This window comes from Paenibacillus sp. NEAU-GSW1 (assembly GCF_009737085.1).
Lineage (GTDB): Bacteria > Bacillota > Bacilli > Paenibacillales > Paenibacillaceae > Pristimantibacillus.
The window spans coordinates 1-23,362 of sequence record NZ_WOVL01000020.1 but is presented as its reverse complement, the minus strand read 5'-3'; the positions used below and the strand labels follow the sequence as shown (position 1 = coordinate 23,362).

Sequence of the window (23,362 nt, the reverse complement as noted above, 5' to 3'; positions counted from 1 at the left end):
CTATGCCAACAACTTTGTAATGGATGCCTATTATGAGACAATCTTTCTTTTGGCTGCTTTTTATCCAAGGGAGTAGTTTGTTCATTTAATCCATTACAAGGATGCAATGTATGGAGCGTTATTAGCCATCAGTGCAGTTACCTTTATGGTTGCTGCATTTTTTGCGCTCATTTTCTCCTATAACCTCGGTATTTTGTTTCCTTCCAATTAGGAGGAACTGAAATGAATATCCAAGTTGATGAGTTGAAATTTTCTGTTATTAGTAACTATAAAAACGATGAAATACTAAGGAAAAGCTTTAATCAATTAGCAAACGACGTTTTCGGAATCGATTTCGAGCAATTTTATCAAAAGGGCTTCTGGGATGATCATTATATTTGCCACTCAGTTGTAATTGACCATAATGTCGTTTCCAATGTTTCGATAAGCAAAATGAACTTAATAATTGGTGGAACAAACCAAAGAGCAATTCAGATTGGGACAGTTATGACGCACCCCGACTATAGAGGTAACGGATTTTCTAGCGCATTAATGAAGCATGTTTTAGAAACTTATCGAGATGAATGTGAAGTGTTCTATTTGTTTGCGAACGACAGCGTGCATCACTTTTATCCGAAATTCGGGTTCACTCCTTGTAGTGAGGCGCACTTCAGCATGAAAGTTGCTCCAATCTCAATCGTTAATAGCGGGTTGCGAAAAATAGATTGCGCCAATGAAGAAGATCTGAAAATGATCAATAAAATCCTTCAAACGCGCACTCCTGTTTCAAATCAATTTGGTATTAGCGATAATCAGGGAATTTTTATGTTCTATGCATTACATGTCTTTCAAGATTCGATTTATCTTTTTGAAGACGAAGAGGCTATCATCGTTTATCAACATGAAGGGAATGTACTTCACCTGTATGATGTGGTGAGTAAGTACAAGGTCGATTTAATAAGATTACTTTCTCATATTGGTAATAGTGATACTGAAATCATTCAATTTCACTTCACGCCTGATCGTTTTACTGAAAATGCGAATTATGAGCTTAAGAGTCAAAGTGACTTATTATTTATGAAGTCGAAGAATGATTTGAACTTAAACTTCGCATTTTGTGCCCCTATGTTATCGCATGCTTAAGAATGCTGATGGAGATTCCGTTGTCATGATTCCTTTTACAGGCCATGCGACAGGCAAGTGCTTCAACGGAGAGGTGCTTGACGGAGGAATAGATACGCAAATTATTGGGAAGTCCGGTGAGCGGCATACATTATCGGCAAGGCACATGCTTCAAGGTGAGAAGGACTGCCTACGGAGTCGGGAGTCGATATCAAAATCTATAGATGGGTTAACTAATATCGGAGTCCTTGACGCCTGATCGGTTGACGGACAAGCCATCACAAGTAAGAAAGGAGCCGTAGAGTAAATCTGCGGCTTTTTATTTTTGCCATCCCTACATGGAACGCAGGGGAATTCAGGAATAAGAGGGGATACAAATGGTTTGAAGTTAGTTGTAAACGGTGTTACTCTAACAACGGTAAACTTAAAACCGATGTTCTGCAAAAAAAATCTAATGCTAATCACTATTTTGGTAATAAAGAAAGGTCATACGATGATAAAAGTTGAAAACTTATCCTTCTCATTTCCGCAAAAAGAACTATATAACAACATTTCATTTACGTTAGAAGAAGCACAACATTGCGCTTTTATAGGAACAAGCGGCAGTGGGAAAAGTACATTGATCGATATACTAATGGACCCCGAAAGATATCTTTTCGATGGCAAATTAGAGATAGACCCCGAATGCACAATTGGATATGTAAGTCAGTTCTCAGAGCTGGACAACACGAAAGAAACAACCGTTTTTGAATATATAGGAGAACAATTTATAAAGCTTCAAAATGAAATTCAATCGATTTGCGTGGAAATGGAAACTTCATCAGATATAGAACCGTTACTGGAAAAGTATCAATTAGCTTTAGACGCATTTGATGCAATGGGCGGGGATGATTTTGAAAGCAACATTCATAAGCAGCTAGGTCTAGCAAACCTCATGAAGCGAAGAGATCTTAAGGTATCCGCCCTGAGCGGCGGGGAATTCAAACTTATTCAAGTGATGAAGGAAATGCTTAATCGTCCCGACTTAATGATTATGGACGAACCGGATGTATTTCTAGACTTCGAAAACCTAAATGCGCTTAAAAAACTTATTAATGCTCACAAAGGAATGCTGCTAGTTGTTACGCACAACCGTTATCTATTGAATCATTGTTTTAACAAAATTATCCACCTTGAAAACACGGAGATCCAAGAGTTTGATGGGCGATATATGGAGTATAACTTCTCATTGCTTCAGACAAAAATTGAGCTGCAAGAACTCGCAGTCGCTGAACATGAAGAGATTGAGAGAAATGACAACATCATCAATAATCTAAGAGCGATCGCAACTTACAATTCAGAAGCATCAAGAGGGAGAGCGTTAAAAGCTAGAGTTAGGTTTCAAGAAAGATTGGAAGCGCGCAGAATTAAAGCGCCATTTGTTGATATCAAGCAACCGAATATTCGTTTTGGTAGTGGTAATGAAATGGAAGACGCCATTGTTGTAAATGTCAATAATTATAGTGTTGCCTTTGATGAGCTGCTTTTAGACCATGTTAACTTTGAGATAAAGTCTACGGATAAAGTAGCTATTATCGGTCCAAACGGTACCGGGAAAACGACGTTACTCCGAGACATCTTTAAAAATAATCATGATTCAATTGAAATAAATGCTGATGTTACAGTGGCTTATTTATCTCAGCTTCAAGGAGAAGTGCTGAAGGATTCTAATACCATACTTGAAGAATTCATCGATGCGGGATTTAAAACTTATGATGAGATCAGATTGTATCTTTCAGACTATGGTTTTGAAGGAGAAATCGTTAATCAAAAGATACAATCCTTATCAGGCGGAGAAAAAAATATACTTCAATTAGCTAAAATTTCTGCGAGTAAAGCAAACCTATTGCTTCTTGATGAACCGACAAGCCATTTGGATACCTATACACAGCTAGCACTGGAGAAAGCCATTAAACAATTTAAAGGTGCAATTCTCATGATTTCTCATGATTTCTATTCTGTTGTAAACGGTATGGATTATGTTTTAATCATTGAGGATAAGACGATTAGAAAAATGGCTATGCGTAAATTTAAACAGATGATTTATACTAGTCATTTTGATAAAGACTATTTAGAAACGGAACAAAAGAAAAAATCAGTTGAAATGAAAATAGAATTGGCTCTAAAAGATACTGATTTTGAACTTGCAAAAGGGTTGGTTGATGAGCTGGAAGAGCTCATTAAGTTACTTTAGATAACGTGGAAAACAAACGATATTACCGAAACGACCGCTTCCCGGTATTTTACCGGGGAACGGTCGTTTCATTTTGGCTGCAATGTAAAAGGGATAATTTCCCTTGATTCCCAATGGCTTATCTGTTATGTTGATAGTAACAAAATGAAAATATCAACTTATTACGAAGTGAAACAAGCGGAGGGGATGCAGAGTGAGGCGTTTTGCAGGCAGTTGGAACTTGTTTGAAATCGTTTGGTTGGTTTTATTTACTTTGATTGCTGTAGGGTTTACCGTTATTTCCAAGGATTCTATTTTCGGGTTCACGGTTTTTATCACCGGGGTGCTGTGCGTGGTACTCGCGGCGAAGGGAATGCTGATGAGTTATGTCTTCGGCATGTATAATACGGTTGGTTACGCCTATTTAGCCTATATAAACGGGTTATTCGGAGAGGTTATGTTGAATATGCTCTTCTTTGTCCCGATGAATGTCGTTGGTTTCTATATGTGGAAAAAGAATTTGCAAGGCGGCAAGTTATCCATGCGCCAGATGGAGCTTAAGGGTATGTTCCTCGCGGGGGCCATCTGTCTATTGGGCTCCCTGCTTTTGGGATTTGGATTATCGTTCATTAAAGGTCAGAACTCTCCTTATATCGATGCCCTAACGACGGTGTTATCTGTCGTAGCTACTATTCTAATGGTGAGAAGATTCAAGGAACAATGGCTCATCTATATTGTTCTGAATATATTTACGGTGCTGCTATGGGTAGTCCGAATGCTGGATGGAAGCGACGAGGGCCTGATGATGATCGTCATGTGGAGTGCCTATTTGGTTAATGCGGGATACGGCTACTATAACTGGAATAGAGGGGCAAAGGAGGCGTTGGCATGAAGAAGCTAGGATTAACGCTTGGGAAGTTCGCGCCGCTGCATAAGGGGCATCAGTTCATGATTAACACAGCGCTACAGGAGGTCGACGAATTAATTGTAGTGATTTACGATACGACGGTTACCCCGATTCCGCTTCATATTCGGGCAAACTGGATTCGCACACTCTATCCGTCCGTTCGGGTAATCGAGGCATGGGATGGTCCAGACGGGTACTCTGACGACAGAGAGCATGAGATTCGGGAAGAGCAGTACATTCTAGGGCTATTGAATGGAGAGCAAGTGACTCACTTCTACTCGAGTGAGTTTTATGGCAAACATATGAGCATCGCTTTAGGCGCAGTAGACCGCCGAGTGGACGAAGCCCGCCAGAGCGTACCGATTTCTGCGACAATGATTCGTTCCGATCCCTATCAATATCGGGAATATGTCAGTGATATCGTGTACAGGGATCTAATCACAAAAATAGTCTTCGTAGGAGCGATGTCGACAGGTAAATCAACGATCACCGAAGCGCTAGCCCGTCAGTATCAGACGACTTTCGCCAGTGAATATGGTCGGGATTATTGGACCGAGCATCAGGTGGACCGCCGGATCGGCTTTGAGGCGTTTGATGAAATTGCCGTGGGCCATATCGAGCGGGAAGAGCAAGCATTGCTGGAAGCCAACCGATATCTTTTTGTCGATACCAATGCGATTACCACTTATATGTTTGCTTTGGATTACCACGGACGTGCTCCTGAACTCTTATCTAGAATCGCACTGACAAATGCACAGCGGTATGATTTATTTTTCCTTTGCGACGATGATATTCCTTATGACGATACTTGGGATCGAAGCGGGGATCAGAAACGACATGTTTTTCACAAGCAAATTATTGCGGATTTAAAGGAGCGGCGAATCCCCTTTATCACATTGAGGGGGACATTGGAGGAACGCATGCGTAAGGTAAACAAGGTGCTGGAGAAATTTGAACCTTACCGCAACTATTTCGGAGAGCTGCAGGACTAGGGGGTGAGGGATTTGTTGGATCGTGATGGACTCACGGAGCGGGAATTTTTGGAACAATACCGAGCGGGGGATTACGAGCAACCTTCCGTAGCGGCAGATATGGTCATTTTCACGGTGACGAACACGGCGACGGACAACTATCGCAAGCTTCCAGAAAAAGAGCTGCGTATTCTGCTTATTCGCCGTGGTGGGCATCCTTTTCTGGGAAAATGGGCACTGCCAGGCGGTTTTGTCCGATCCAATGAGACTGCGGAGCAGGCTGCCGTTCGGGAATTGCGCGAGGAAACCGGTGTTAATGACGTCTATTTGGAGCAATTATATACCTTTACCGATATCGGGAGGGATCCCCGCACCCGGGTGATGAGCTGCAGCTATATGGCTTTGATTGATAGCAGCCGGTTCCAGTTGAAGGCTGGGGATGACGCCGAAGATGCCGACTGGTTTAAGGTAAGCTATCGGCTTTTGCAAGAGCAACAAGAACGCCTGGACGAGGGATACGCTAAAACAAGAACGTATGAGCTAAAGCTCAATTCTGCAGAGAGGGAGCTTACAGCGGTTGTAAATCAGACCGTAAAGGCAATGCCGACCTCTAAGTCGACCGTGTACTCGATCGTATCGAATGACGGATTGGCTTTCGATCATGCGAAAATAATTGCCTGCGCGATTGAGCGATTGCGAGGAAAAACGAATAATACAGATATTGCCCTGCACTTGATGCCAAAGCTGTTTACCTTGACGGAATTGCAGCAGGTGTACGAGGTGATTCTGGACAAAGAACTGCTGAAGGCTGCCTTCCGGCGCAAGGTGGCCGACCTCGTAGCAGAGACCGATCATTATACAGAAAATGCCGGGCACCGTCCTTCACGCTTGTATCGAAGAAATTGGGAGGAAGCCTGATGATCTATCATATTGAGGGTAAGGTGTAATTCTATCAAAAGAAGAGGTGTAATTAATGAGAGCCTATATCCAGGCAAACAAGAACGGAGAGTTTTACAATGTAAATGCATTTATTGCTTATGAAGGGTTCGCTTCGTTAGGATGGGAGACGATTAAGTTTTATGATTTAAATGAAATACAGGGACAGATTCCAGAAGAGCTAGTGGTCGGCGGAATTGGTAACGTGAGAAAGCGTCTTGAAATGTTGGGTGTAGGAAGAAGTCAAGGGGAGATCGATTATCCAACCTCCTTATCCAGTTATTTTGGCAGAAAAATATGGACTTCAACCATTCAAACCCTATTAGAGAACAAACAAGATTGGAATGTTTTTATTAAACCGAAAGAAACCACGAAAAAGTTCGCTGGAAAGGTAATTAGAGAATACAAAGATTTCATTGGATTGGTTGACCAGAATGAGGATACGATTATTTGGTGTTCAGAAATAGTTGATTTTATTACTGAATGGCGTTGTTTTATACGATACGGAGAAATACTTGATATTAGGCACTATAAAGGTGCGTGGGATTCAAAATTAGATCTAAGTGTTGTAAAACGGGCTGTTAAGGATTTCGCTGAAGCGCCAGCTGCATATGCTTTGGATATTGGAATTGATCGAGAAGGAAATATGAAATTGGTGGAAATAAACGATGGTCACTCTCTAGGCACATATGGAATGAACCCTATAAAATATGCGAAATTTCTTTCGGCCAGATGGTCAGAATTAGCAGGGACTACAGATTATTTAAGACACTTATAGTGACATGTCTAGAAGGGAAGGCGATCACTCATGCGATCGTCAAGGGATGCTTTCCTTCCTCCTCATAAGGAAGGAAACACCTAGACCGGCGAGGAGCAAAATCCACAATTGATAGGCATACGCATTGATTTCTACGGCGATGGACGATCCGGCCCACTCTAGAACACCGGCTATGATACCGAGTCCGCTTAAATCGGAGAGATAAGCCGCCCACTTCGGTAAATAACCGGATTGGTACAAAGCTATAGCCGTAAGGATCGCCCATACTCCCATCGTTGTAAAACCGAGGGTTTCCCCGATTGTGACTCCTAAATACTGATGGAGCGTATTAACAACAAGCTCCACAGCTTCTTTCTTAGATTTGAAAGCGGCGTTAATCTTATTCGTTTGGAGAATGAGACTTTGCAGTATCCAATTATTTTCTCGAGCAAGGAATTGCTGCGTACGTTCGAGGCGTATGCGGAAGAGGCGAGAAGCCATTTGCTTTATGGCCGAACATTTGCGGATCAAGTATATAAATGGATTACCCGCTGTATGCCATCCTCGTTTCCGAACGTTAATGATGCGGCCATACATTTCAATGTCAGCGTCAGAACGCTTCAAGCCAATTTAAAGCAAGAGCAAACGACTTATAATCGTCTATTTAACAAAGCTCGAATGGAATTTGCCGTTCAATATTTGAAAATCCCTCGTTTTACGGTGGGGGAGATCGCTTATTTGCTTCAATTCTCGGAGCCCAGCGCGTTTCAGAGCGCCTTTAAGAGATGGACGGGATTGCCGCCTGGGCAATTTCGGAATATTAGCCGTTAAAGTTAGCGCGGAGAACCTGAAAGGATGAGAGCATGCGACCAATCAAGCTTATTCTGTTTGATCTAGACGATACACTTGTTCATTTTGATGATTATTACGAGGCTAGCGTTAAGGATACATTTAAAAGTCATTTTTTTACCAGAGATATGAACATCGACGATTTGTACGGGGTTTTTGATGAAGTAAACCGTGCTCTAGTTCAGAAATTGGACAGTCAACAAATCTCAATTGACGAATTTCGGATTAAGCGATTTCTCTTTTCAATGGAGAGAGTCGGGAAAATGACGGATGTTGACACGGCACTTGAGTTCGAGCGCCTTTATCAACGAGTGGCCAAGAGTAATATGAAACCGAATGAGGGAGTAAACAAGCTCATAGCAGAGCTTAAGGATTTTTATCAAATAGGGGTCATAACCAATGGGAGTAAGGATTGGCAGTATGATAAGCTTCAGGCCATCGGGTTGAATAGCGTCTTTCCTAAAGATTATGTGTTCATATCCGGTGAAATTGGATTTGAGAAGCCAAGTCCGGAAATTTATCATCACGTTTTGAGAAGCTCATCAGTTCAATCGGATCAAGTGCTCGTTGTGGGAGATTCATGGATAAATGATGTTATGGGCCCCATCCAACAGGGTATGCAAGCGGTCTGGTTAAATAAGAAAAATCAAGCCCCCGGTGGGCCTGGTCCCCTTGCCGTTATTTCCGAATTAGAAGAGTTGCGAAAAATATTGTTGTAAAATAGCGCCGACAAAAGCGCCCGAAGCTGCGTGAAGAGCCTTGTGAGTATGAGGCGCTTTATTAAGCTGATACAGCAAACCGAAAGTAATCAAATTAAGGCCTAGCTGTAGGATCAGCTAGGCTTTTTTGCCGGCGGGCGGTCGTTTCTCCGGCTCTGCTAATGTACAGGGGTTGTTATTAATAGTTGTATTGCCGGGCTTTAATTTGGTCTCAAGAAAATCAACAATTTGTTGTAAGGAAGCGATTTGATTTACAATTTTTCTTTTGTGTGCTTCCATCATTAAGATTAGCTCTGGATATGCGCTCAAGTCATCGTCATGAGACAGTTGAAGATAGGGCTTCATGCTTTCCAAGGACATCCCTGTTTTTTTGAAACAAGAAATCATCCTCATGGTTTCCACGTCCTCCAAGCGATACACGCGATGGCTATTTAGCTTCCTCCCTGCACGGGGCAACAGACCAATTTTCTCGTAGTATCGAATGGTGGCAACCGTTAATCCAGTTTGAGCAGCGATCTCCTTTATTGAGAACGTTAATGCTCCGTCCATAGCTTCAACCTCCTTTAACCTAACAAAATTATCTTATAACTTGAAGTAGACTTTAAGTCAATACTTGCTTTTCATTCTTGACTTGAAGTCGACTTCAACTTGTAGACTGAACGCATGGAGTAAATCCAAACAGTATGAACTATGGAGGGAGCATGAGAACATGAGGACGGAAATGAATGGTTTAACAGCGCTCGTTACAGGCGCAAGCAGTGGAATTGGGCTTGAATTGACTCGCAAATTGCTATCCGAGGATTGGCATGTTATAGGTCTAAACCGCTCGAATTTCCCAGTAGAAGACGAATGGATCCAAAGCGCGATGCGTAACGGAAAGCTTCGGGAATACAAGGCAGATTTGACCGACTTTGGACAATTAAAGCAGGCTTTGGATACGATTAAAGCTAGAGAGACAAGAATTGATGTTTTATTCAACAACGCTGGCGGGAGTTTAGCGGAAATACGTTACTCTAAACAAAATCGTGAGATGCACTTCGAACTGCAGACGGTGACCCCCTATATTATTTTTATGGAATTAAAGGAGCTATTGCATAAAGGATCTATTAGGACAGTCGTCAACACCTCAACTAACGCTTTTACCATGCTCAAATCATTTCATCCGGAAACGTTAGAGCGTCCGACTAAGTTTAAAAAGTTATTTGGGCCATACGCTGCCACAAAGCTTGCACTTTCATTATGGACTCGTGAAATTGCTCCGCTTGCCGAGTTGGAGGGCATAACAATTAGAAGCGCGGACCCTGGCGGCAACAACACTATACGTAAAGGGAACCGTTCGGGTTTGCCTTTTTATTTGAAACCTGTAATGAAATTATTTTTTTCCTCTCCCAGTAAAGGAGCATCCCTGCTCTATGACGCAGCACTGGGTCATCATGGCGGCTTAAATGGTGTTTTCTTTATGAAAGGGAAAGTGGCAGAGTTGAAATTTATTGATCAAGGGCGGCGTGTACTAGACAAAATTGATGTGATTTATAAGCAGGAATTTAAAAGTCTCACCTGATGCAGCAATCGGCGGTTAATACGGCATTCGCGCATTATTCGGATAGAATACGCCAAGCTGAATGCCGCTGTCGAAGTAGTCGGCGAGCTTGATCTTGTATAGCTCAGTTTAATTATAAGCTTGAATGACTGGGCGAAAGATTCGTTGTAGAACTTCAGTTCTTCGGCGGACGGCGGCGAGCGCGGCGGCTCAGGCGACAGCGTCGGAGGAGATTCCGACAACATTTGATTGGATACGAACAACGTGAATTTATGAATGATACATTCCGCGATTTTGTCTTTCGAAGTGAAAACCTAAGTGATTAGGTGCGCTAGAAATTTCGGTGACATTAAGCTTGACGTGCGTACGTCTTGGAGACGAGGCAAAGGCGGAAACGCACTTGACATTCTACCTACTGGTAGGTAATATATGGGTATGAACAAAAACACATTAGATCAGATTCTGGATACGGCGCAGCTGTTAGTTCAAACAGTAGGCTTTAATGCATTTAGCTATGCTGACATTTCCCAAGCCATTGGAATCCGCAAAGCAAGCATTCATTATCACTTTCCCAACAAAGCTGACTTGGGAGAGGCGTTAGTTGCTAGGTACCATATGAATTTTATGGCTGCTTTAACGCAAATTGATGCACAAACGCCAAATGAGCTAGAGAGGCTGCGTGAATTTGCTGCACTTTACAAAGCTGGGCCCAATCAAGACTTTCGGCTTTGTTTAGGTGTTATGTATTCAACTGACTACATTACGCTGCCAGAGAAAGTACAAGAGAAGCTTACGCAATACTTTGCTACTAACTTAATATGGCTGGGGCAAGTAATGGCTCATGGATTAAAGGCTGGAACGCTTACTTTCAAGGGTACAGCAGAAACGCAAGCCCATAAATTCCTTGCGGCACTTCAAGGCGCACAATTGCTAGCCCGAAGTTTCAAGGACATCAAGAAATTCGACGAGATCGCCGAAGAATTAATAACTGCTTTAGATCCTGGCTAAAGCAGTTATTTTCTAAATAAAACCTACCTATTAGTAGGTATACAAAGGAGCTTGTGAATATGAATTTTCAAGGCAAAGTAGCTGTTATTACAGGCGGCGGAAGCGGCATAGGGAAAGCGGTAGCAACTGAATTGGTGAAGATGGGAGCCAATGTTGTCATTAATGGCCGTCGGGAGCAGGTATTATTGGATACTGCGAGAGAAATTGATCCAACAGGGCAATATGTGCTTCCGGTAGCAGGAGATATCAGACAGCTTGAAACCTCTGCAACTATTGTCAAAGAGGCCGTTAGTAAATTTGGCGGCATCGATATATTGATTTCAAGCACAGGCATTTTTAAGCCTACCCCTTTTTTGGAGCACACTGAGGCTGATTTTTACTCCTATACGGATACGATTATGAAAGGCACCTTTGTTATTGCGCAAGCCGTCATCCCTGAAATGATCAAGCGTGGTGGCGGAGCGATCGTCTCTGTCGGTTCTATGTGGGCAAGTCAAGCAATCGGAGCGACGCCCTCAAGTGCATACTCGGCTGCCATGGCGGGCAGGCATGCATTAACGCGAAATCTGGCCATAGAGTTTGCCAAAAATCAGATACGGGTCAATACCGTCGCTCCTGCTGTAGTAGAAACACCGGTATACAACAGCTTTATTCCTCAAGATCAAATCAGGGATGTATTGGATAGCTTTCATGCATTTCATCCTATCGGAAGAATTGGCCAGCCTAAGGACATGGTGTCTGCCATCTTATTCTTGGCTAGCGATGAAGCAAGCTGGATAACGGGAGCTATTCTGCCTGTTGATGGTGGAGTAACCGCCGGTAGGCATTAGCCGTTGGAGTGATACGGTGAACCGTATCACAAATAACGTTCCTTACGGGGCATAAACAGCAAAGAGCCGTCACCGTGCGTGGTGACAGGCTCTTTGTGTTATTCTAACGGTTAGCTCAGTTTGGTTACGAGTATTTCATAGTTGCAGTTTACATTTACTTGGGTTGCGTCATTGCCATATATCCAAATCCCGTACCCCGAATGCTGTGTAGCATCTATAACGGTAAATCCGGTATCAGAAATTTTCTTTTATAAACTCGCAATATCGCATGGCAGTCTCAATCATTTGCTCTTCTCTGTCTTTCTGAGGCGCAATTCACTCTATTTTACCATACCGCGTACTCGCTCTTGTAACGCTTCAAACAGTTGCTCCGGCGCTTCCCTGATCTGAATATCTTCACCCAGGAAAAGAAGCCAATTTGTCATTTCGGCCAACTCTTCGGGCTTATCCGCATGGACAAAAGTTTTTAGAATCGCTGTCGATTGGTATGGATTCGTATAGGAAATTGAAACCTTTAAAGGATGGTACTTTTTATACTGCGCAATTGCTGTTGGACCAAGCTCAAAGACAAGGTTGATTTCTTCTGCCTGCTTGCTTAGTTTGTCTAAAATCTTCTTCTGGCTCAGCCGCTTCTTCGGCGGGTACGGTTTAACATCGGCAAGCCTATCGACGGGGAAAATCCTTTTCTTTTCCTCCTCTAAGTCAAAGCCTTCCATGAGCCAAAGGCTTTTCTCGTGATAAAGCCGCAAGAGACAGATGGAATAAGGCTTTATTGCTTTTTCTTCTTCAATGGCAATCCATAAATAGTTATCGATAAGCAGGCTTTGGATGAGTTTTTCTAACATCGGATGAGGGAGGTCCGAAAGCTCAAGCAGGTCGGGATTATGCGGGTTCGTTCCTTCAAAAAACAACATTTGATTTAAAAGAACGAGGTCATCTTGCTGGTTTGTTGAGATGAGGCCCAGCAACTTCTCAGCTAAAGATTGGCGACTCTTTAAATAGGGAAGCTGCGCATTTCTTGTGGCCATAAAGGCTATAAAAAGAGCTTTAACCTCCGTATCGGTAAAACGCACACCGGGCAGGAGAGAGTTGTGCATGACGAAATAGCCGCCGTCTCTTCCCACTTCCGCAACAAGCGGCATTCCCAAGGACTCGATTTCTCTAATATCCCGAATAGCTGTCGAACGGGAAATATTAAATTCCAGCATGATTTCAGAAATGGTAAATCGGGACCGATTGTTGATATACCGCATGATGGTGTTAATTCGCTCAACTTTTTTCATGGGGGCTCCTAAACAGTGTCATTTTTTGACATGATTAAAGGATATCATAAACTCATCAAGGGAAGAACACAAAACAATACAAATTAAAAAGAAGGAAGGTAATCAATTTGGCAAACTATACACTGGAAGAAAAACAGAGCTTTATCGTCTTTGGTCTTGGAACGGAGCTTAAGAGCAATTACACCGACTATGTCGGCATTAACAAGGAAAAATCGGACTTTTGGCAGGCAGTCAGCGAAGACGGAAGGCTCGACGCTTTAAAAGCGGCAGCTGCAAATGACTACATTTTTGCTGTGAACGAAGCGGTGAATCACAAGATGATGTATTATGCCGGTGTCATGACAGAAGAAACGTTACCCGCATCAGAAGGCTCCAGGGTTATTCAATTTCCTAAGGGAGAATACCTGATCGTTAAAGGGGAAGGGCAAACATCGGATGAATTGAGCAATAAGCTTGCCGGCATTGCCTTTGGGCAAGTTTTGCCGGAGGTCAACCATGTTGCTTATGTTGGCGGGCCGAATGCAGCCGTTATGATGGGAGAGCGGGACGGCTTGGTTTTTGGTGAAATGTGGATTCCTGTCGTTCAAAAATAAGGAGATGAAAGGGTGAATGAGCATGTCCCATATCGTTGATTTTAAAAATGTGTCAAAGGCCGGTTTAGAGTCTTCCCCTGTAGCTGACGCGCTTGCCGGGTTACGGGCGAATGAAGCCAGATACTATATGAACAAATATAGGCATGAATTTACGGTTGTACCGGCTAGCGAAAGCCAAGACACTCTCGATTACGTCAACCGGATTTTGAAAGAAGAACGTAATATTGAGTTTTCGGCCAAGCCATTAGAAACATCGTCTTTTCAAGTGGAAAATATTAGAATGGCCTATGTCTTCTATGAGGATGGTCTGGGGCTGAACGTTATGTATACGGTGGATGACCCGAAGAAGCGGGCTGTCGGGTTCAAGCTTTCGGAAGGGATGGAGGTATCCAAGGAGCTGGAAGGTAAGTTTAAGTTTGCTAGGCAGAAGTCCAAACTGGCTGGAACCATTCGGGGTTCGTTCTTTGTAATTAAAGGAGAATATTAGAACGTATTGAAAGTATAGAGCGCTTCCCTATGTAGGGGCGCTCTTATTTTGCTCGGAGGTATCCATTTTGTGGAATTAATTCAAGAGCCGATCGTACTGAGCATCTCGACTTGGAGCTTCGGAGACCTTTGGATGAGAATCAGGCTTAACTGGGCATCAGTCGGGAGCAGTCCATATTTTTAATCAAGTCAAAGGATCAAGGAAACGTAACCTGTACGGAAATTAATGGGTCGGAACAATGTGGGGTGGCTTTTGTGTCGTACAAGAAATGGCTGTCTTATGGATACGGCGCGTTGGATGATGATACAATGTAGCTATTCTGTGATTTTCGGACAGATTAGTTATGGAGGGTTGAGCAGTGGAATCGTCAGAGCAAAACAAAAAGGCATGGAACAATGGTACATACGAATCATGGGTTAATCGGTTTGGTACGCCGAAGGAAGCTGCTGAGAAGATCAAGCAAGACCCTATAAAGAGAATCGGAACGGCTTTCAAATTTTTGAGTAATGACGTTGAGGGAAAGAGGATCGTCAATTTACTTGGTTCAAACGGAAATAAAGCAGTAGCGTTGGCGCTTTTAGGAGCAGCTGTAACGGTTGTCGATTTTTCGAGCGAAAATGAACGCTATGCAACAGAATTAGCGGATCAGGCAGGCGTTGACTTAAGATATATCGTTTCGGATGTATTAAAGCTGCCCCCGCGAGAGTTGGCGAATCCGTATGATATTGTATTTATGGAATTTGGCATCCTTCATTATTTCACCGATTTATATCCTTTATTTCATTTGGTTCATAGCCTTCTGAACGAAGGCGGAACGATGATTTTGCAGGATTTTCACCCTGTGTCCACTAAGCTGATAACCTCAAGGGGAACAACGGCAAACATTAGGAAACATAAAGTGACCGGCGACTATTTTGACACCTCTCTCATTGAAAAAAATGTATCTTATTCGAAGTATTCGGAATCGGAACAGAGCGACGAAACGGCGAATAAGGTCTATCTGCGTAATTGGACGCTAGGTGAAATCGTCACGTCTATTGCGAGCGCCGGCTTAACGATTAAGGTGTTGGAGGAGCTGCCCAATATGTCTTCTGAGGTGTTCGATAAAGGCATACCTAAAACATTCACCATAATAGCGCAAAGATAACGAATAAAGCACAGTCGGCGACTCTTGAGCGCAACTTATTTGGGAACTATAGATAAGGAAACACGCGCTGAATATAATCGGCTCGCCAACGTGCTGCGTAAAGCCAGTGGCCAGAAGCCGCAATAGTAAAAAGGCCGATCTTCGTTTGAAGATCGGCCTTTTTTTAATTAATTCCCGTTAGCGTTGCATTGTAGAATGCACCAGAATACATGGTTTGAATAACTAAGATTTCAACACCACGCAAGTCAACTGTAAGAGATACAGGGTCATCTCCAGCTTCAGCTGAATATTCTTGAATTAATGTCTGATTTCCTTTTTTATCAACACTATAAAAATATACCTTGCCTGTTGAGTCATCGCCTAGTGATGTGTATGGTATTACAAATTGCCCGTTAATTTGGCTGTAATTCGAATGAAGCATATAAGTGAAACTTGAATAGCTATCCAATCTATTGAACGGTGTTATTGTTTTATCCAATAGTTGAAATGCTGCTTCTTCTCCCGTTCGAACATTGACGTCGTTATTGTTGTACGTTTTCAAGTCTGCAAGGTCAGTTTGAGCAGCAACAGGAGCTTGGCCTACATAAATAGATGAAGTGGCGCTATCCCAATTAACTGGCTTTTCATAATTTGTTAGAGCATTCGATAACGCTCGAAGTGGGAGATATGTTGTGCCATCATAAATGAATGGCTCAACAACTTTTCCGTTCCCATCAGTTGGTTTAATCAATTTTCCATCAACGAATAATTTAATACCGCCGGAAATAACTTTAATGTTGGTCAGCTTACCAGTAGAAGCAGCGAAAGCAGTTCCTACCAGTGAACCAAACAATGCGACAGTAAGGGCGCCCATGGCAAAGCCCTTCAGTGTGTCTTTGTTCACTTTTGAACATCTCCTTATGTTGTATAATTTCTTTTTTGGAATACCATATTATACCTGTAACAATTTCAAATAAGATTATACTTTATAACCTAATTTTAGCCAATAACCAGATCGCGATATATGTATTAATTATTATTAAAATGAAATAGGGACGTTCTTAAATAGTTTTTTAAAGTTACAATGAACAGAAAGCCCGCCGATCTGATATAGACCGGTGGGCTTTCTTTATTATCTCAAGATCCTCGGGAGAGAGGGACCAGGCCGTTATTTCAATTATCCGCGCAAAACGTACGATCGTATCTCGACGATCAATTGCGCAAGTTGCTGTTTAACCAAATCAAAGGGGTGTCCCTCGTCGTTTAGTTGACTGGGGATACCCTCTTTGATTTTTCTACTGTACGAAATGACCCAATACCTACATCGGATGATCGCATGGACTTTACTAAGTGAAAATATCACTATTTCTTGCATCCGTAATAATAGGACTACCATCTATTATTTTCCAATGATATAATCCTAAAGAACTAGATTTCACATAAACACAAGAATTGAGGAGATTACACGATGTTTGCACAGCACAGAAAATGGATTAAATTGTTAATTGCATTCACGTTGGTAGCGCAGTTAATGACGTTGTCCATGGTCCAAGTTTTCGCCGCAGCAACAGGAACAGATGTGAAAATTACCATCACGATTTCGGATGCTGCACACGAACACAGATTGAATAATGTCAGCGTAGTCTATAAAGAAGTTTGGGGGCAGAACGCTGAAGATTATTACTATCATCCAGATTATGCTTACGAGACCGAAGAAACCGCCTCGGGTTGGAAGGTCGAGGAAACGTTTACGATTCCTATGAACGAGGAAATTCCAGTTTATTTGTCGGCATCGACAGACGAAAAGCTCTATTTCATTCCGATTGACAAACAACAAATTCAAGCGGGTGCTCTGGCGATTTCCTTGGACAATCAGGACCAAGTGCCTGTTAGCTTTCCGGACCCCTATAGTGGAAATGCGTACGTAACGACGTACATTAATGCTTCCCCGGTCGATGAGTTGGGCAAGCCAATCATGTATTCTCCCGTGAAAGGCTTGCGATCAATGTCGCCTTTCGACTATTCGTTCCAAATTTCCGGCCAAGATGCTTCGCATTTGTATATGTTAAACAAATCGAGACAACCCTTGCAAGCAGGGCAAAATACCATTACATTCGATACCGGCAATACGATGAACGTACATACAAGAATGTCAGATGGATCTTATCATCTTAAAAGCGCATCCACTTTTTCTACGGGCAGCGTTGGCGCCTGGCCGCAAGCCGAAGGACAAAACGAGTTTGTCGTCACCGCTGGAGCATATGAAGACATTTCATTAATCTATGCGAACGACAATGATTCGATCGAAATGGAGCAACGGATCGATCCCGAATTATTCGTAGACGGCGCTACGATTACCTCGGATACGCAACTAAAAGTTAATTTGAATGTAAAACCGTCTTATTATCCTAACGCTAATCTTGGAGACAGGTCTTACAACGTTACAGATAGCTATGGAAATGTTGTACAGAGCATTCGCGGTTTCAACCCTTGGGTCGATGTTACATTGACTTCTACCTATCTTAATACGGCAACTAATGAGGAGGTTATTAAACCTAATCTTGGTTTAAATAATCCTTACAATGCGACGTTGCCTTCTTCCGACGGCGAATATACGTTGACTTTAGCAGCGCCCGAAAGTCCGATTCCGATTCAACCGGCGTCAGCTCCGATTGTGATCGGCACCGGCAACAGCAATAGCGGCAATAATTACGTTACTTTAAACTTTCCTGATCCGAACATAGACGGATTTGGCGGTTTACAGATTGTTTCTAAAGTCGTATGGGGAACAGGCCCAGGCCAGCACTATTACTCCTATTCCGGTTATTCGGAAACGACTGTCATTCGAAACGCCAGCAGCACTAAAGTTCAGGTCAATCAAATGAATTGGGACGCGCCAGGCGACAAATTCATATTGTTTAGCAGCCGTCAGTATGCGATGTTGATTCCGATAGCGAATGAGGACCGCGGAACCACGAAGGAGATCAGTCTGAATGGTTTCGTTCCCGTCTCCTATGAATGGCCGAATAAAACCGTGGAAGGCTTCGACTTCCGGGCTGGGCACTTCAACCTGATTGACAATGACGGCGTTAGTATCGGCGCTTTAAGCGTCGAGTCTGGAGCGAAAGTAAAGCCCGGCACTTATAATGTGTCTGCCGCCGCCCAAGACAAGGAGAATGCTTATGTTGTCTATAAGAAGAACGAAGCAGTATCCGGTCAGGGTTATACATTTAGGGTCAACAATGCGGATTTGGGCAAGTTGACGATCAATCAAGCCAACTCCAACTTGCAACTTAACGAATTAAATTTTAGTGTCGCAGACTTTTATAGCGAGTACCTGAATATCACTAAGCCGAAGCCGATTTATGCTACTAAAATGGTGTACAGGCAAATCAGTGCCTACTATGTCACGCCGGATCATTGGGAATATAATTACGGTGCAAATAATGTGGCAGTAGCAGGAGACAAAACGATTCCATTTAATACGGCTTTTTCAGCTCATTTGAATTGGTCGCAGCGGGTTTATGAACCAGGGTCAACACTTTCCTATCAGGATATCCCAACCTTGGTAGATGGCTTCGGCAACGAAGTATACTACATCGGCTACCGTGAAGATCGATCTAGTGCAGGCCAGAAATTGACGCATCACATTTCGTTCAAGAATCAAGCGACGAACGAGAAGGTAGTGGATAAAGATGTTCCAATGAAAGAAAGTTTCCAACTGCCTGAGAACGAAGGGACGTACCAGTTCACCTTTACGCCTGGAGCTTCGTCATCCTTTGTGAATACGCCGGCTCCAGCGACTGCTCTGGTCAAGGTCGGAAGTCCTCCTGTACCTAAGACTGTGGTGATGAGCAAAGAGGGTGAAATCAACTTGGCGGTAGGACAAACCTACTCTGTATCCGCGCAAGTTACTTATGAGGACGATACATCGGAAGATATCACTAATTACGCAGATTGGTCTTCTAACAATGAAGAGGTTGCGACTGCAAGTAAAGGGGTCATCACGGCGGTTGGAGAAGGAAGCACTTATATTTTTGCTGTCGTTGGTTGGAGTAGCGGCGGCGATCTCGTGTATGACTGGTTGCAGGTTAATGTAGGAACAGCCGAGGATAAGCCGGTTAAATCCATTGCGATAACGCCTTCCAAGATTGCAGCGCGCAATGGGGACCTCGTCGACGTAAGCGTAACGGCTACCTATACGGACGGTACGACGAGCGATGTAACGAATAGAATTGCGTCTAGTGATTGGCAGATCAGCAAACCGATCGCCACTCTGGAAAACGGCAAGCTGCGGATTACCGGTTACGGTACGGCCACCTTGTCTGTGAAGTATAAAGGTAAAACCGCGACCGCATCGATGGATACGTCGATTAAGAAATCTTACATTGGTCTCGCAGCTACGGATCAAGTTACGACGTTGGACGGCGCGGTCGGAATGGAAAAGGATTTGCTGCTTCGAGTTCAGTTCAGCGATAGCGCCTCTGCGGAAATTGCGACTGAAAAAGTACAGTGGGTTTCTGACCATCCAGAGATCGTAAGCGTCGATGAACATTCGGGTCACATCAAGGTGTTGGCAGCAGGTAAAGCCAAGATTACAGCTGTCTATGACAAACTGGCACCGGGGGCTTCCATCACTGTCGATGCTACCGATAAAACGGTACAAACGTTATCCGCAAACGTTACGAAAATTGCTGGACTGCCTTCTGCGAATACTGTGCCAATGGTCTTTACCGCGAAAATGAGCAATGGCGCTTCGGTCACGGTCGATAACGCCGATTTGCAGTGGACGATCAGCGATAATTATACGGATGTAATTGAAGCAGTTGGAACAGGTCTTCGCATCACGGATTATGTATCGACAAAAGTAACGGCAAGCTATGGCGGCAAATCTGTCGAAATCGCCATTGATACAACAATTAAGAAGCTGAGCTTTAAGCAAGGCACAAAAGCAGCTGCGTCGCTTGCTCTTAAACCAGGCAGCACGACCGCGCTTACTCTATGGGCAACGTTAAACGGCACCGGGAAAGAGGTGGATGTCACGGGGCTTGCGGACTGGACATTAGCGAAGAACGATACGGATCCGCTCCAAGGATCGCTTGACGGCAGCACGCTGCAAGTCGAAGGCTTTGGTAAAGGAACCGTACATGCTTCTTTGGCATCGTATTATGCGGAGATTCCGGTTACCGCAAACGCTAAAGCGATTACGCTGGTGACGACTAAGCTCACAGGGAACATCAACACAACGCTTTCCAACGTGAAGCTGTCCTCGCTCACGTACGCGGACAGCTCGAAAGCGACAAAAGCAGAGCTCGATGCGATTACAGGCATTACGTTCAGAAGCAGTGATGAAGCCATTGCTGCCGTTGAAGAGAATAGCGTCATCAGAATCGTCGGTTTCGGTAAAACGAATGTAACCGCATCGTATGGCGGGGCCACAGCTATCATTGCCGTGGATTCGGCGATTAAATCGGTCTCAGCTCTCGACGCTGCGAACCGCACAACGAAGACGATTCAGCTTCATCTGGGTCAAGAGAAGAACGATTTGAAGCTGTCGGTTACCTATGCGGATGGTAAAACCGGAATAATCAATGCCAGCGAAGCAACGGGCTGGACTGTGCAAAAAGCGAAGGTAACCGATCCTGCCGTAGTTACGGTTGATGAAGACGGCAATCTAATCGTTGTTGGAATGGGCAAAGCGACTGTCAAAGCGACATTCGGCGGGGCAGCCTTGTCCTTCGATGCGGTTGTCGGCGTAACCTCTTTGAATTGGAATGGAGAAGGAAAAGATGCCAAGGGCAATCTAATCGCCAAGATGGGATCGACTTACGCAGTTCAGATCAATGCTGTATTCGGTGACGGAACATCGGTCGACGTAACCGATAGCGAGCTGGTCAAATGGAGCAGCAGCAATGCGCTTATCGTTACGAGAAAAGATGGCGTTATTACGCCTGTAGGCGGCGGAAAGGCTAATATTATAGCGGATCTCGGCGGTAAGAAAGTGACGATCCCGGTCGATCTGACCGTCAAGAAGCTAGAGATTGCCGATGGCAGCGTTAAAACGTACACAGGAGCTCCTGGTGACCAGTTGACCATTGGACTTAAATCGACGGGGAACGACGGAGCACCGGTGTCCGAAGAGAGCCTGCTGCAATATGCAGTATGGACCACAAGCGACGCGAGAGTTGCCACGGTAGAGAATGGCGGGCAAATAACTATTGTTGGCCCAGGCAAAGCGACCATTACGGCAAGCTACGGAGGTCAGAAAGTTACGGTTACGATTCAATCGACGGTAACCAAGCTTACTGCGCTAACCGAAGGACAGCCGGAAGGGGCGACGATCAACTTAACGCTAATAAAGGGAGACACAACCTCTTATCAAGTGAATGCCCTCTTTGACAAGGTGGCAGATCCCCAGGACGTTACGAATAAAGTGACGATTACGAACTCGAAGAAGGATGTAGCTTCCGTTCTGGATGGCGTTATAACAGCTAATGTTGCAGGCAAAACAACGATTACGTTGACCTACGGCGGCAAGAAAGTTACGATTAACGTTACCGTAACTCCATAACCATCGAGAAAAGTAAGGAAGGCGCAAAGTGAGAATTGCGCCTTCCTTTTACGTTATTGCAATACTCCGATCAACAGAAAGGAAGTCAATCATGCTGTTTCGAAAAGCTATGGCAACCGATATACCGCAGTTAATTCAATTTCGTAAAGATATTTGATCTAGATTACATTTCTACTCTACTGAATGTTCCAAATCCGGCTTCAATTTGTTCCGCAGAACATGTTCCTTGCACCGTGGCTTGGAAGATCCCCGTAAACAAGGTGGTCATTCCCGTAATGAAGAAGGATAGAAGAGCAATTCGAAGTGATATCTGGCAAACTCACAGTGACTCTAGGTAAAACAAATCATTTGTTACAAGCGGGAGACCGTCGTATTGCTCTGATTGGAACGCCGCACACCTTTACAAACAATGAAGACGTGCCGGTTGTATTCCGCGTTCGGCTAACGCCGCCAAGCCAATTTGAGCAGTCCGTTCGCGTCCACTATGGGCTCATGGACGATGGATTGTCGGAACAGGCATTGGCGGCATATCATATGGCTTATTCCATATAGCGAATTTGTTGGTACTAACATTTGGCCGACCCCTTATTCGGGGAGTCGTTTAATTATACGTATAAATTAGACCTCAATATCGACGCCGATACTATCCAGTCTGCCAACTTCGCGAATGTATGAGATGACGGCCTGATGTTCTTCATTTACGCTGTAAGCATCCAATGCGGCTTGATCTTCAAATCTCACCATCAGCACCACTTGGTATTCTTTACTTCTTTCGGCGATGTTAAGTCCGGCTTGAATGTCATCAATTCCTTTGACGGCGTCCTTTAACGCCTTGAAGCGTTTTGCGACCTCCAGCAGTTGATCTTGTGTTGTTGTCTCAGCAAATTTCAAAAGTACAGTGCGTTGAATCATTGCATTTCCCTCCAATAATGAACGTCATATCTTTGTCCATCTTACCGTTACACCAAATAGATATCAATATCGGGAATAGGAATGATGGGATCAACCTTTTTTTGTGGAAAATAGTGTATGATTTGTAGAAATGTAAACCCTGTTGTCAGGGCCTATAGAGAGGAATGAATGGAATGTCGTATATCGTTGATTTTAAACATGTATCTGCGGTCGGCTTGGAATCTTCGCACGTATGAAGGGATGGAGGTGCCCGCTGAGCTGGAAGGCAAGTTTAAGTTTGCCAGGTAGAGGTCCAAACTGGCGGGAACCATTCGCGGCTCGTTTTTTGTCATCAAGGGAGAATATTAAACAAAGGAACGGGGGTGTCCCATAAGTCATTAAAATGACGATGGGATACCCCCCCTGTTTTATTTGGGTAAAACAGCAAACTGCACATTTAAATGTTCTTCCGATCGCCATTGCTCAGGGATTCCTTTGAATCAACGAGGTAAGGTTGGGATCCCTTCACAAAAACGAACGCTGACGCTTCTCCAGAATCATTTAAATGCTCCGTCTACCCT

Annotated in this window: 21 protein-coding genes; 16 read left to right on the top strand and 5 right to left on the bottom strand. The window is 43.8% G+C overall.

Annotation, left to right across the window (positions count from 1 at the left end):
* Positions 1 to 222 precede the first annotated feature (222 nt).
* The 6 genes from GOM71_RS15915 to GOM71_RS15890 all read left to right on the top strand — a co-directional run bounded on the left by GOM71_RS15915 (position 223) and on the right by GOM71_RS15890 (position 6,905).
* On the top strand, positions 223 to 1,122 hold the full coding sequence (locus GOM71_RS15915) for a GNAT family N-acetyltransferase (RefSeq protein WP_156282812.1): 900 nt from the start codon (positions 223 to 225) through the stop codon (positions 1,120 to 1,122).
* Between the two features lie 472 nt (positions 1,123 to 1,594).
* A complete protein-coding gene (locus GOM71_RS15910) occupies positions 1,595 to 3,334 on the top strand; it encodes an ABC-F family ATP-binding cassette domain-containing protein (RefSeq protein WP_156282935.1) in 1,740 nt (579 codons plus the stop codon).
* A gap of 193 nt (positions 3,335 to 3,527) precedes the next feature.
* Entirely contained in the window at positions 3,528 to 4,205 is a 678-nt protein-coding gene (pnuC, locus tag GOM71_RS15905; protein ID WP_367649645.1) for a nicotinamide riboside transporter PnuC, read from the top strand.
* Positions 4,202 to 5,212, top strand: a complete 1,011-nt coding sequence (locus tag GOM71_RS15900) for an AAA family ATPase (protein WP_156282810.1) — start codon at positions 4,202 to 4,204, stop codon at positions 5,210 to 5,212. Before pnuC ends, GOM71_RS15900 begins: the two co-directional genes overlap by 4 nt.
* Before the next feature lie 3 nt (positions 5,213 to 5,215).
* Positions 5,216 to 6,109: an NUDIX hydrolase gene (locus tag GOM71_RS15895; protein ID WP_367649644.1), complete on the top strand. Its 894-nt coding sequence runs from the start codon at positions 5,216 to 5,218 to the stop codon at positions 6,107 to 6,109.
* 55 nt (positions 6,110 to 6,164) lie between these two features.
* Positions 6,165 to 6,905 (top strand): ATP-grasp domain-containing protein, encoded by a 741-nt coding sequence (locus GOM71_RS15890; RefSeq protein WP_156282805.1) that lies wholly within the window; start codon positions 6,165 to 6,167, stop codon positions 6,903 to 6,905.
* 39 nt (positions 6,906 to 6,944) lie between these two features.
* Here GOM71_RS15890 and GOM71_RS15885 read toward each other — a convergent pair whose 3' ends face one another.
* Positions 6,945 to 7,385: a DUF4386 family protein gene (locus GOM71_RS15885; RefSeq protein ID WP_253944878.1), complete on the bottom strand. Its 441-nt coding sequence runs from the start codon at positions 7,383 to 7,385 to the stop codon at positions 6,945 to 6,947.
* Between GOM71_RS15885 and GOM71_RS23915 the strand changes: the two genes are divergently transcribed.
* Positions 7,308 to 7,715 (top strand): helix-turn-helix transcriptional regulator, encoded by a 408-nt coding sequence (locus GOM71_RS23915; protein ID WP_253944877.1) that lies wholly within the window; start codon positions 7,308 to 7,310, stop codon positions 7,713 to 7,715. The genes GOM71_RS15885 and GOM71_RS23915 overlap by 78 nt on opposite strands.
* Before the next feature lie 32 nt (positions 7,716 to 7,747).
* Positions 7,748 to 8,452: an HAD family hydrolase gene (locus GOM71_RS15875; protein WP_156282801.1), complete on the top strand. Its 705-nt coding sequence runs from the start codon at positions 7,748 to 7,750 to the stop codon at positions 8,450 to 8,452.
* A 117-nt stretch (positions 8,453 to 8,569) separates the two neighbouring features.
* Here GOM71_RS15875 and GOM71_RS15870 read toward each other — a convergent pair whose 3' ends face one another.
* The gene (locus GOM71_RS15870; RefSeq protein WP_156282799.1) at positions 8,570 to 9,001 is read right to left on the bottom strand and encodes a MerR family transcriptional regulator; all 432 of its coding nucleotides are present in this window, start codon (positions 8,999 to 9,001) and stop codon (positions 8,570 to 8,572) included.
* Between the two features lie 160 nt (positions 9,002 to 9,161).
* Between GOM71_RS15870 and GOM71_RS15865 the strand changes: the two genes are divergently transcribed.
* The 3 genes from GOM71_RS15865 (at position 9,162) to GOM71_RS15855 (ending at position 11,830) form a co-directional block, all read left to right on the top strand.
* Entirely contained in the window at positions 9,162 to 10,013 is an 852-nt protein-coding gene (locus GOM71_RS15865; protein WP_156282797.1) for an SDR family NAD(P)-dependent oxidoreductase, read from the top strand.
* Between the two features lie 414 nt (positions 10,014 to 10,427).
* A complete protein-coding gene (locus GOM71_RS15860) occupies positions 10,428 to 11,000 on the top strand; it encodes a TetR/AcrR family transcriptional regulator (RefSeq protein WP_216651759.1) in 573 nt (190 codons plus the stop codon).
* Positions 11,001 to 11,059: 59 nt separating this feature from the next.
* Positions 11,060 to 11,830, top strand: a complete 771-nt coding sequence (locus GOM71_RS15855) for an SDR family NAD(P)-dependent oxidoreductase (protein WP_156282793.1) — start codon at positions 11,060 to 11,062, stop codon at positions 11,828 to 11,830.
* Between the two features lie 320 nt (positions 11,831 to 12,150).
* Here GOM71_RS15855 and GOM71_RS15850 read toward each other — a convergent pair whose 3' ends face one another.
* Positions 12,151 to 13,113: a helix-turn-helix transcriptional regulator gene (locus GOM71_RS15850; RefSeq protein WP_156282791.1), complete on the bottom strand. Its 963-nt coding sequence runs from the start codon at positions 13,111 to 13,113 to the stop codon at positions 12,151 to 12,153.
* Positions 13,114 to 13,220: 107 nt separating this feature from the next.
* On the opposite strand from GOM71_RS15850, the gene GOM71_RS15845 reads away from it, so the two are divergent.
* The 3 genes from GOM71_RS15845 (at position 13,221) to GOM71_RS15835 (ending at position 15,340) form a co-directional block, all read left to right on the top strand.
* Positions 13,221 to 13,706, top strand: coding sequence for a GyrI-like domain-containing protein (locus tag GOM71_RS15845; protein WP_156282789.1), 486 nt, complete (start codon positions 13,221 to 13,223; stop codon positions 13,704 to 13,706).
* A gap of 22 nt (positions 13,707 to 13,728) precedes the next feature.
* Positions 13,729 to 14,193 (top strand): phage tail protein, encoded by a 465-nt coding sequence (locus GOM71_RS15840; protein ID WP_156282932.1) that lies wholly within the window; start codon positions 13,729 to 13,731, stop codon positions 14,191 to 14,193.
* Positions 14,194 to 14,551: 358 nt separating this feature from the next.
* Positions 14,552 to 15,340 (top strand): class I SAM-dependent methyltransferase, encoded by a 789-nt coding sequence (locus tag GOM71_RS15835; RefSeq protein WP_367649643.1) that lies wholly within the window; start codon positions 14,552 to 14,554, stop codon positions 15,338 to 15,340.
* Positions 15,341 to 15,503: 163 nt separating this feature from the next.
* Here the strand turns inward: GOM71_RS15835 and GOM71_RS15825 are convergent, their stop codons facing one another.
* Positions 15,504 to 16,223: a stalk domain-containing protein gene (locus GOM71_RS15825; RefSeq protein WP_173275704.1), complete on the bottom strand. Its 720-nt coding sequence runs from the start codon at positions 16,221 to 16,223 to the stop codon at positions 15,504 to 15,506.
* A 564-nt stretch (positions 16,224 to 16,787) separates the two neighbouring features.
* On the opposite strand from GOM71_RS15825, the gene GOM71_RS15820 reads away from it, so the two are divergent.
* Both GOM71_RS15820 and GOM71_RS15815 read left to right on the top strand, forming a co-directional pair.
* Positions 16,788 to 21,890 (top strand): Ig-like domain-containing protein, encoded by a 5,103-nt coding sequence (locus GOM71_RS15820; protein ID WP_156282787.1) that lies wholly within the window; start codon positions 16,788 to 16,790, stop codon positions 21,888 to 21,890.
* A gap of 303 nt (positions 21,891 to 22,193) precedes the next feature.
* The gene (locus GOM71_RS15815; RefSeq protein ID WP_156282785.1) at positions 22,194 to 22,442 is read left to right on the top strand and encodes a cupin domain-containing protein; all 249 of its coding nucleotides are present in this window, start codon (positions 22,194 to 22,196) and stop codon (positions 22,440 to 22,442) included.
* A gap of 66 nt (positions 22,443 to 22,508) precedes the next feature.
* Here the strand turns inward: GOM71_RS15815 and GOM71_RS15810 are convergent, their stop codons facing one another.
* Positions 22,509 to 22,802 carry a Dabb family protein gene (locus tag GOM71_RS15810; RefSeq protein ID WP_156282783.1) on the bottom strand — a complete coding sequence of 98 codons (294 nt, stop codon included), beginning with the start codon at positions 22,800 to 22,802 and terminating at the stop codon, positions 22,509 to 22,511.
* Between the last annotated feature and the right edge of the window lie 560 nt (positions 22,803 to 23,362).

Excerpts from the sequence above, each read along its gene's own strand:
- GOM71_RS15915 (WP_156282812.1), top strand. The coding sequence starts at position 223 with ATGAATATCCAAGTTGATGAGTTGAAATTTTCTGTTATTAGTAACTAT.
- GOM71_RS15910 (WP_156282935.1), top strand. The coding sequence starts at position 1,595 with ATGATAAAAGTTGAAAACTTATCCTTCTCATTTCCGCAAAAAGAACTA.
- GOM71_RS15900 (WP_156282810.1), top strand. The coding sequence starts at position 4,202 with ATGAAGAAGCTAGGATTAACGCTTGGGAAGTTCGCGCCGCTGCATAAG.
- GOM71_RS15890 (WP_156282805.1), top strand. The coding sequence starts at position 6,165 with ATGAGAGCCTATATCCAGGCAAACAAGAACGGAGAGTTTTACAATGTA.
- GOM71_RS15885 (WP_253944878.1), bottom strand. The coding sequence starts at position 7,385 with ATGGCTTCTCGCCTCTTCCGCATACGCCTCGAACGTACGCAGCAATTC.
- GOM71_RS15875 (WP_156282801.1), top strand. The coding sequence starts at position 7,748 with ATGCGACCAATCAAGCTTATTCTGTTTGATCTAGACGATACACTTGTT.
- GOM71_RS15870 (WP_156282799.1), bottom strand. The coding sequence starts at position 9,001 with ATGGACGGAGCATTAACGTTCTCAATAAAGGAGATCGCTGCTCAAACT.
- GOM71_RS15865 (WP_156282797.1), top strand. The coding sequence starts at position 9,162 with ATGAGGACGGAAATGAATGGTTTAACAGCGCTCGTTACAGGCGCAAGC.
- GOM71_RS15860 (WP_216651759.1), top strand. The coding sequence starts at position 10,428 with ATGAACAAAAACACATTAGATCAGATTCTGGATACGGCGCAGCTGTTA.
- GOM71_RS15855 (WP_156282793.1), top strand. The coding sequence starts at position 11,060 with ATGAATTTTCAAGGCAAAGTAGCTGTTATTACAGGCGGCGGAAGCGGC.
- GOM71_RS15850 (WP_156282791.1), bottom strand. The coding sequence starts at position 13,113 with ATGAAAAAAGTTGAGCGAATTAACACCATCATGCGGTATATCAACAAT.
- GOM71_RS15840 (WP_156282932.1), top strand. The coding sequence starts at position 13,729 with ATGTCCCATATCGTTGATTTTAAAAATGTGTCAAAGGCCGGTTTAGAG.
- GOM71_RS15820 (WP_156282787.1), top strand. The coding sequence starts at position 16,788 with ATGTTTGCACAGCACAGAAAATGGATTAAATTGTTAATTGCATTCACG.
- GOM71_RS15810 (WP_156282783.1), bottom strand. The coding sequence starts at position 22,802 with ATGATTCAACGCACTGTACTTTTGAAATTTGCTGAGACAACAACACAA.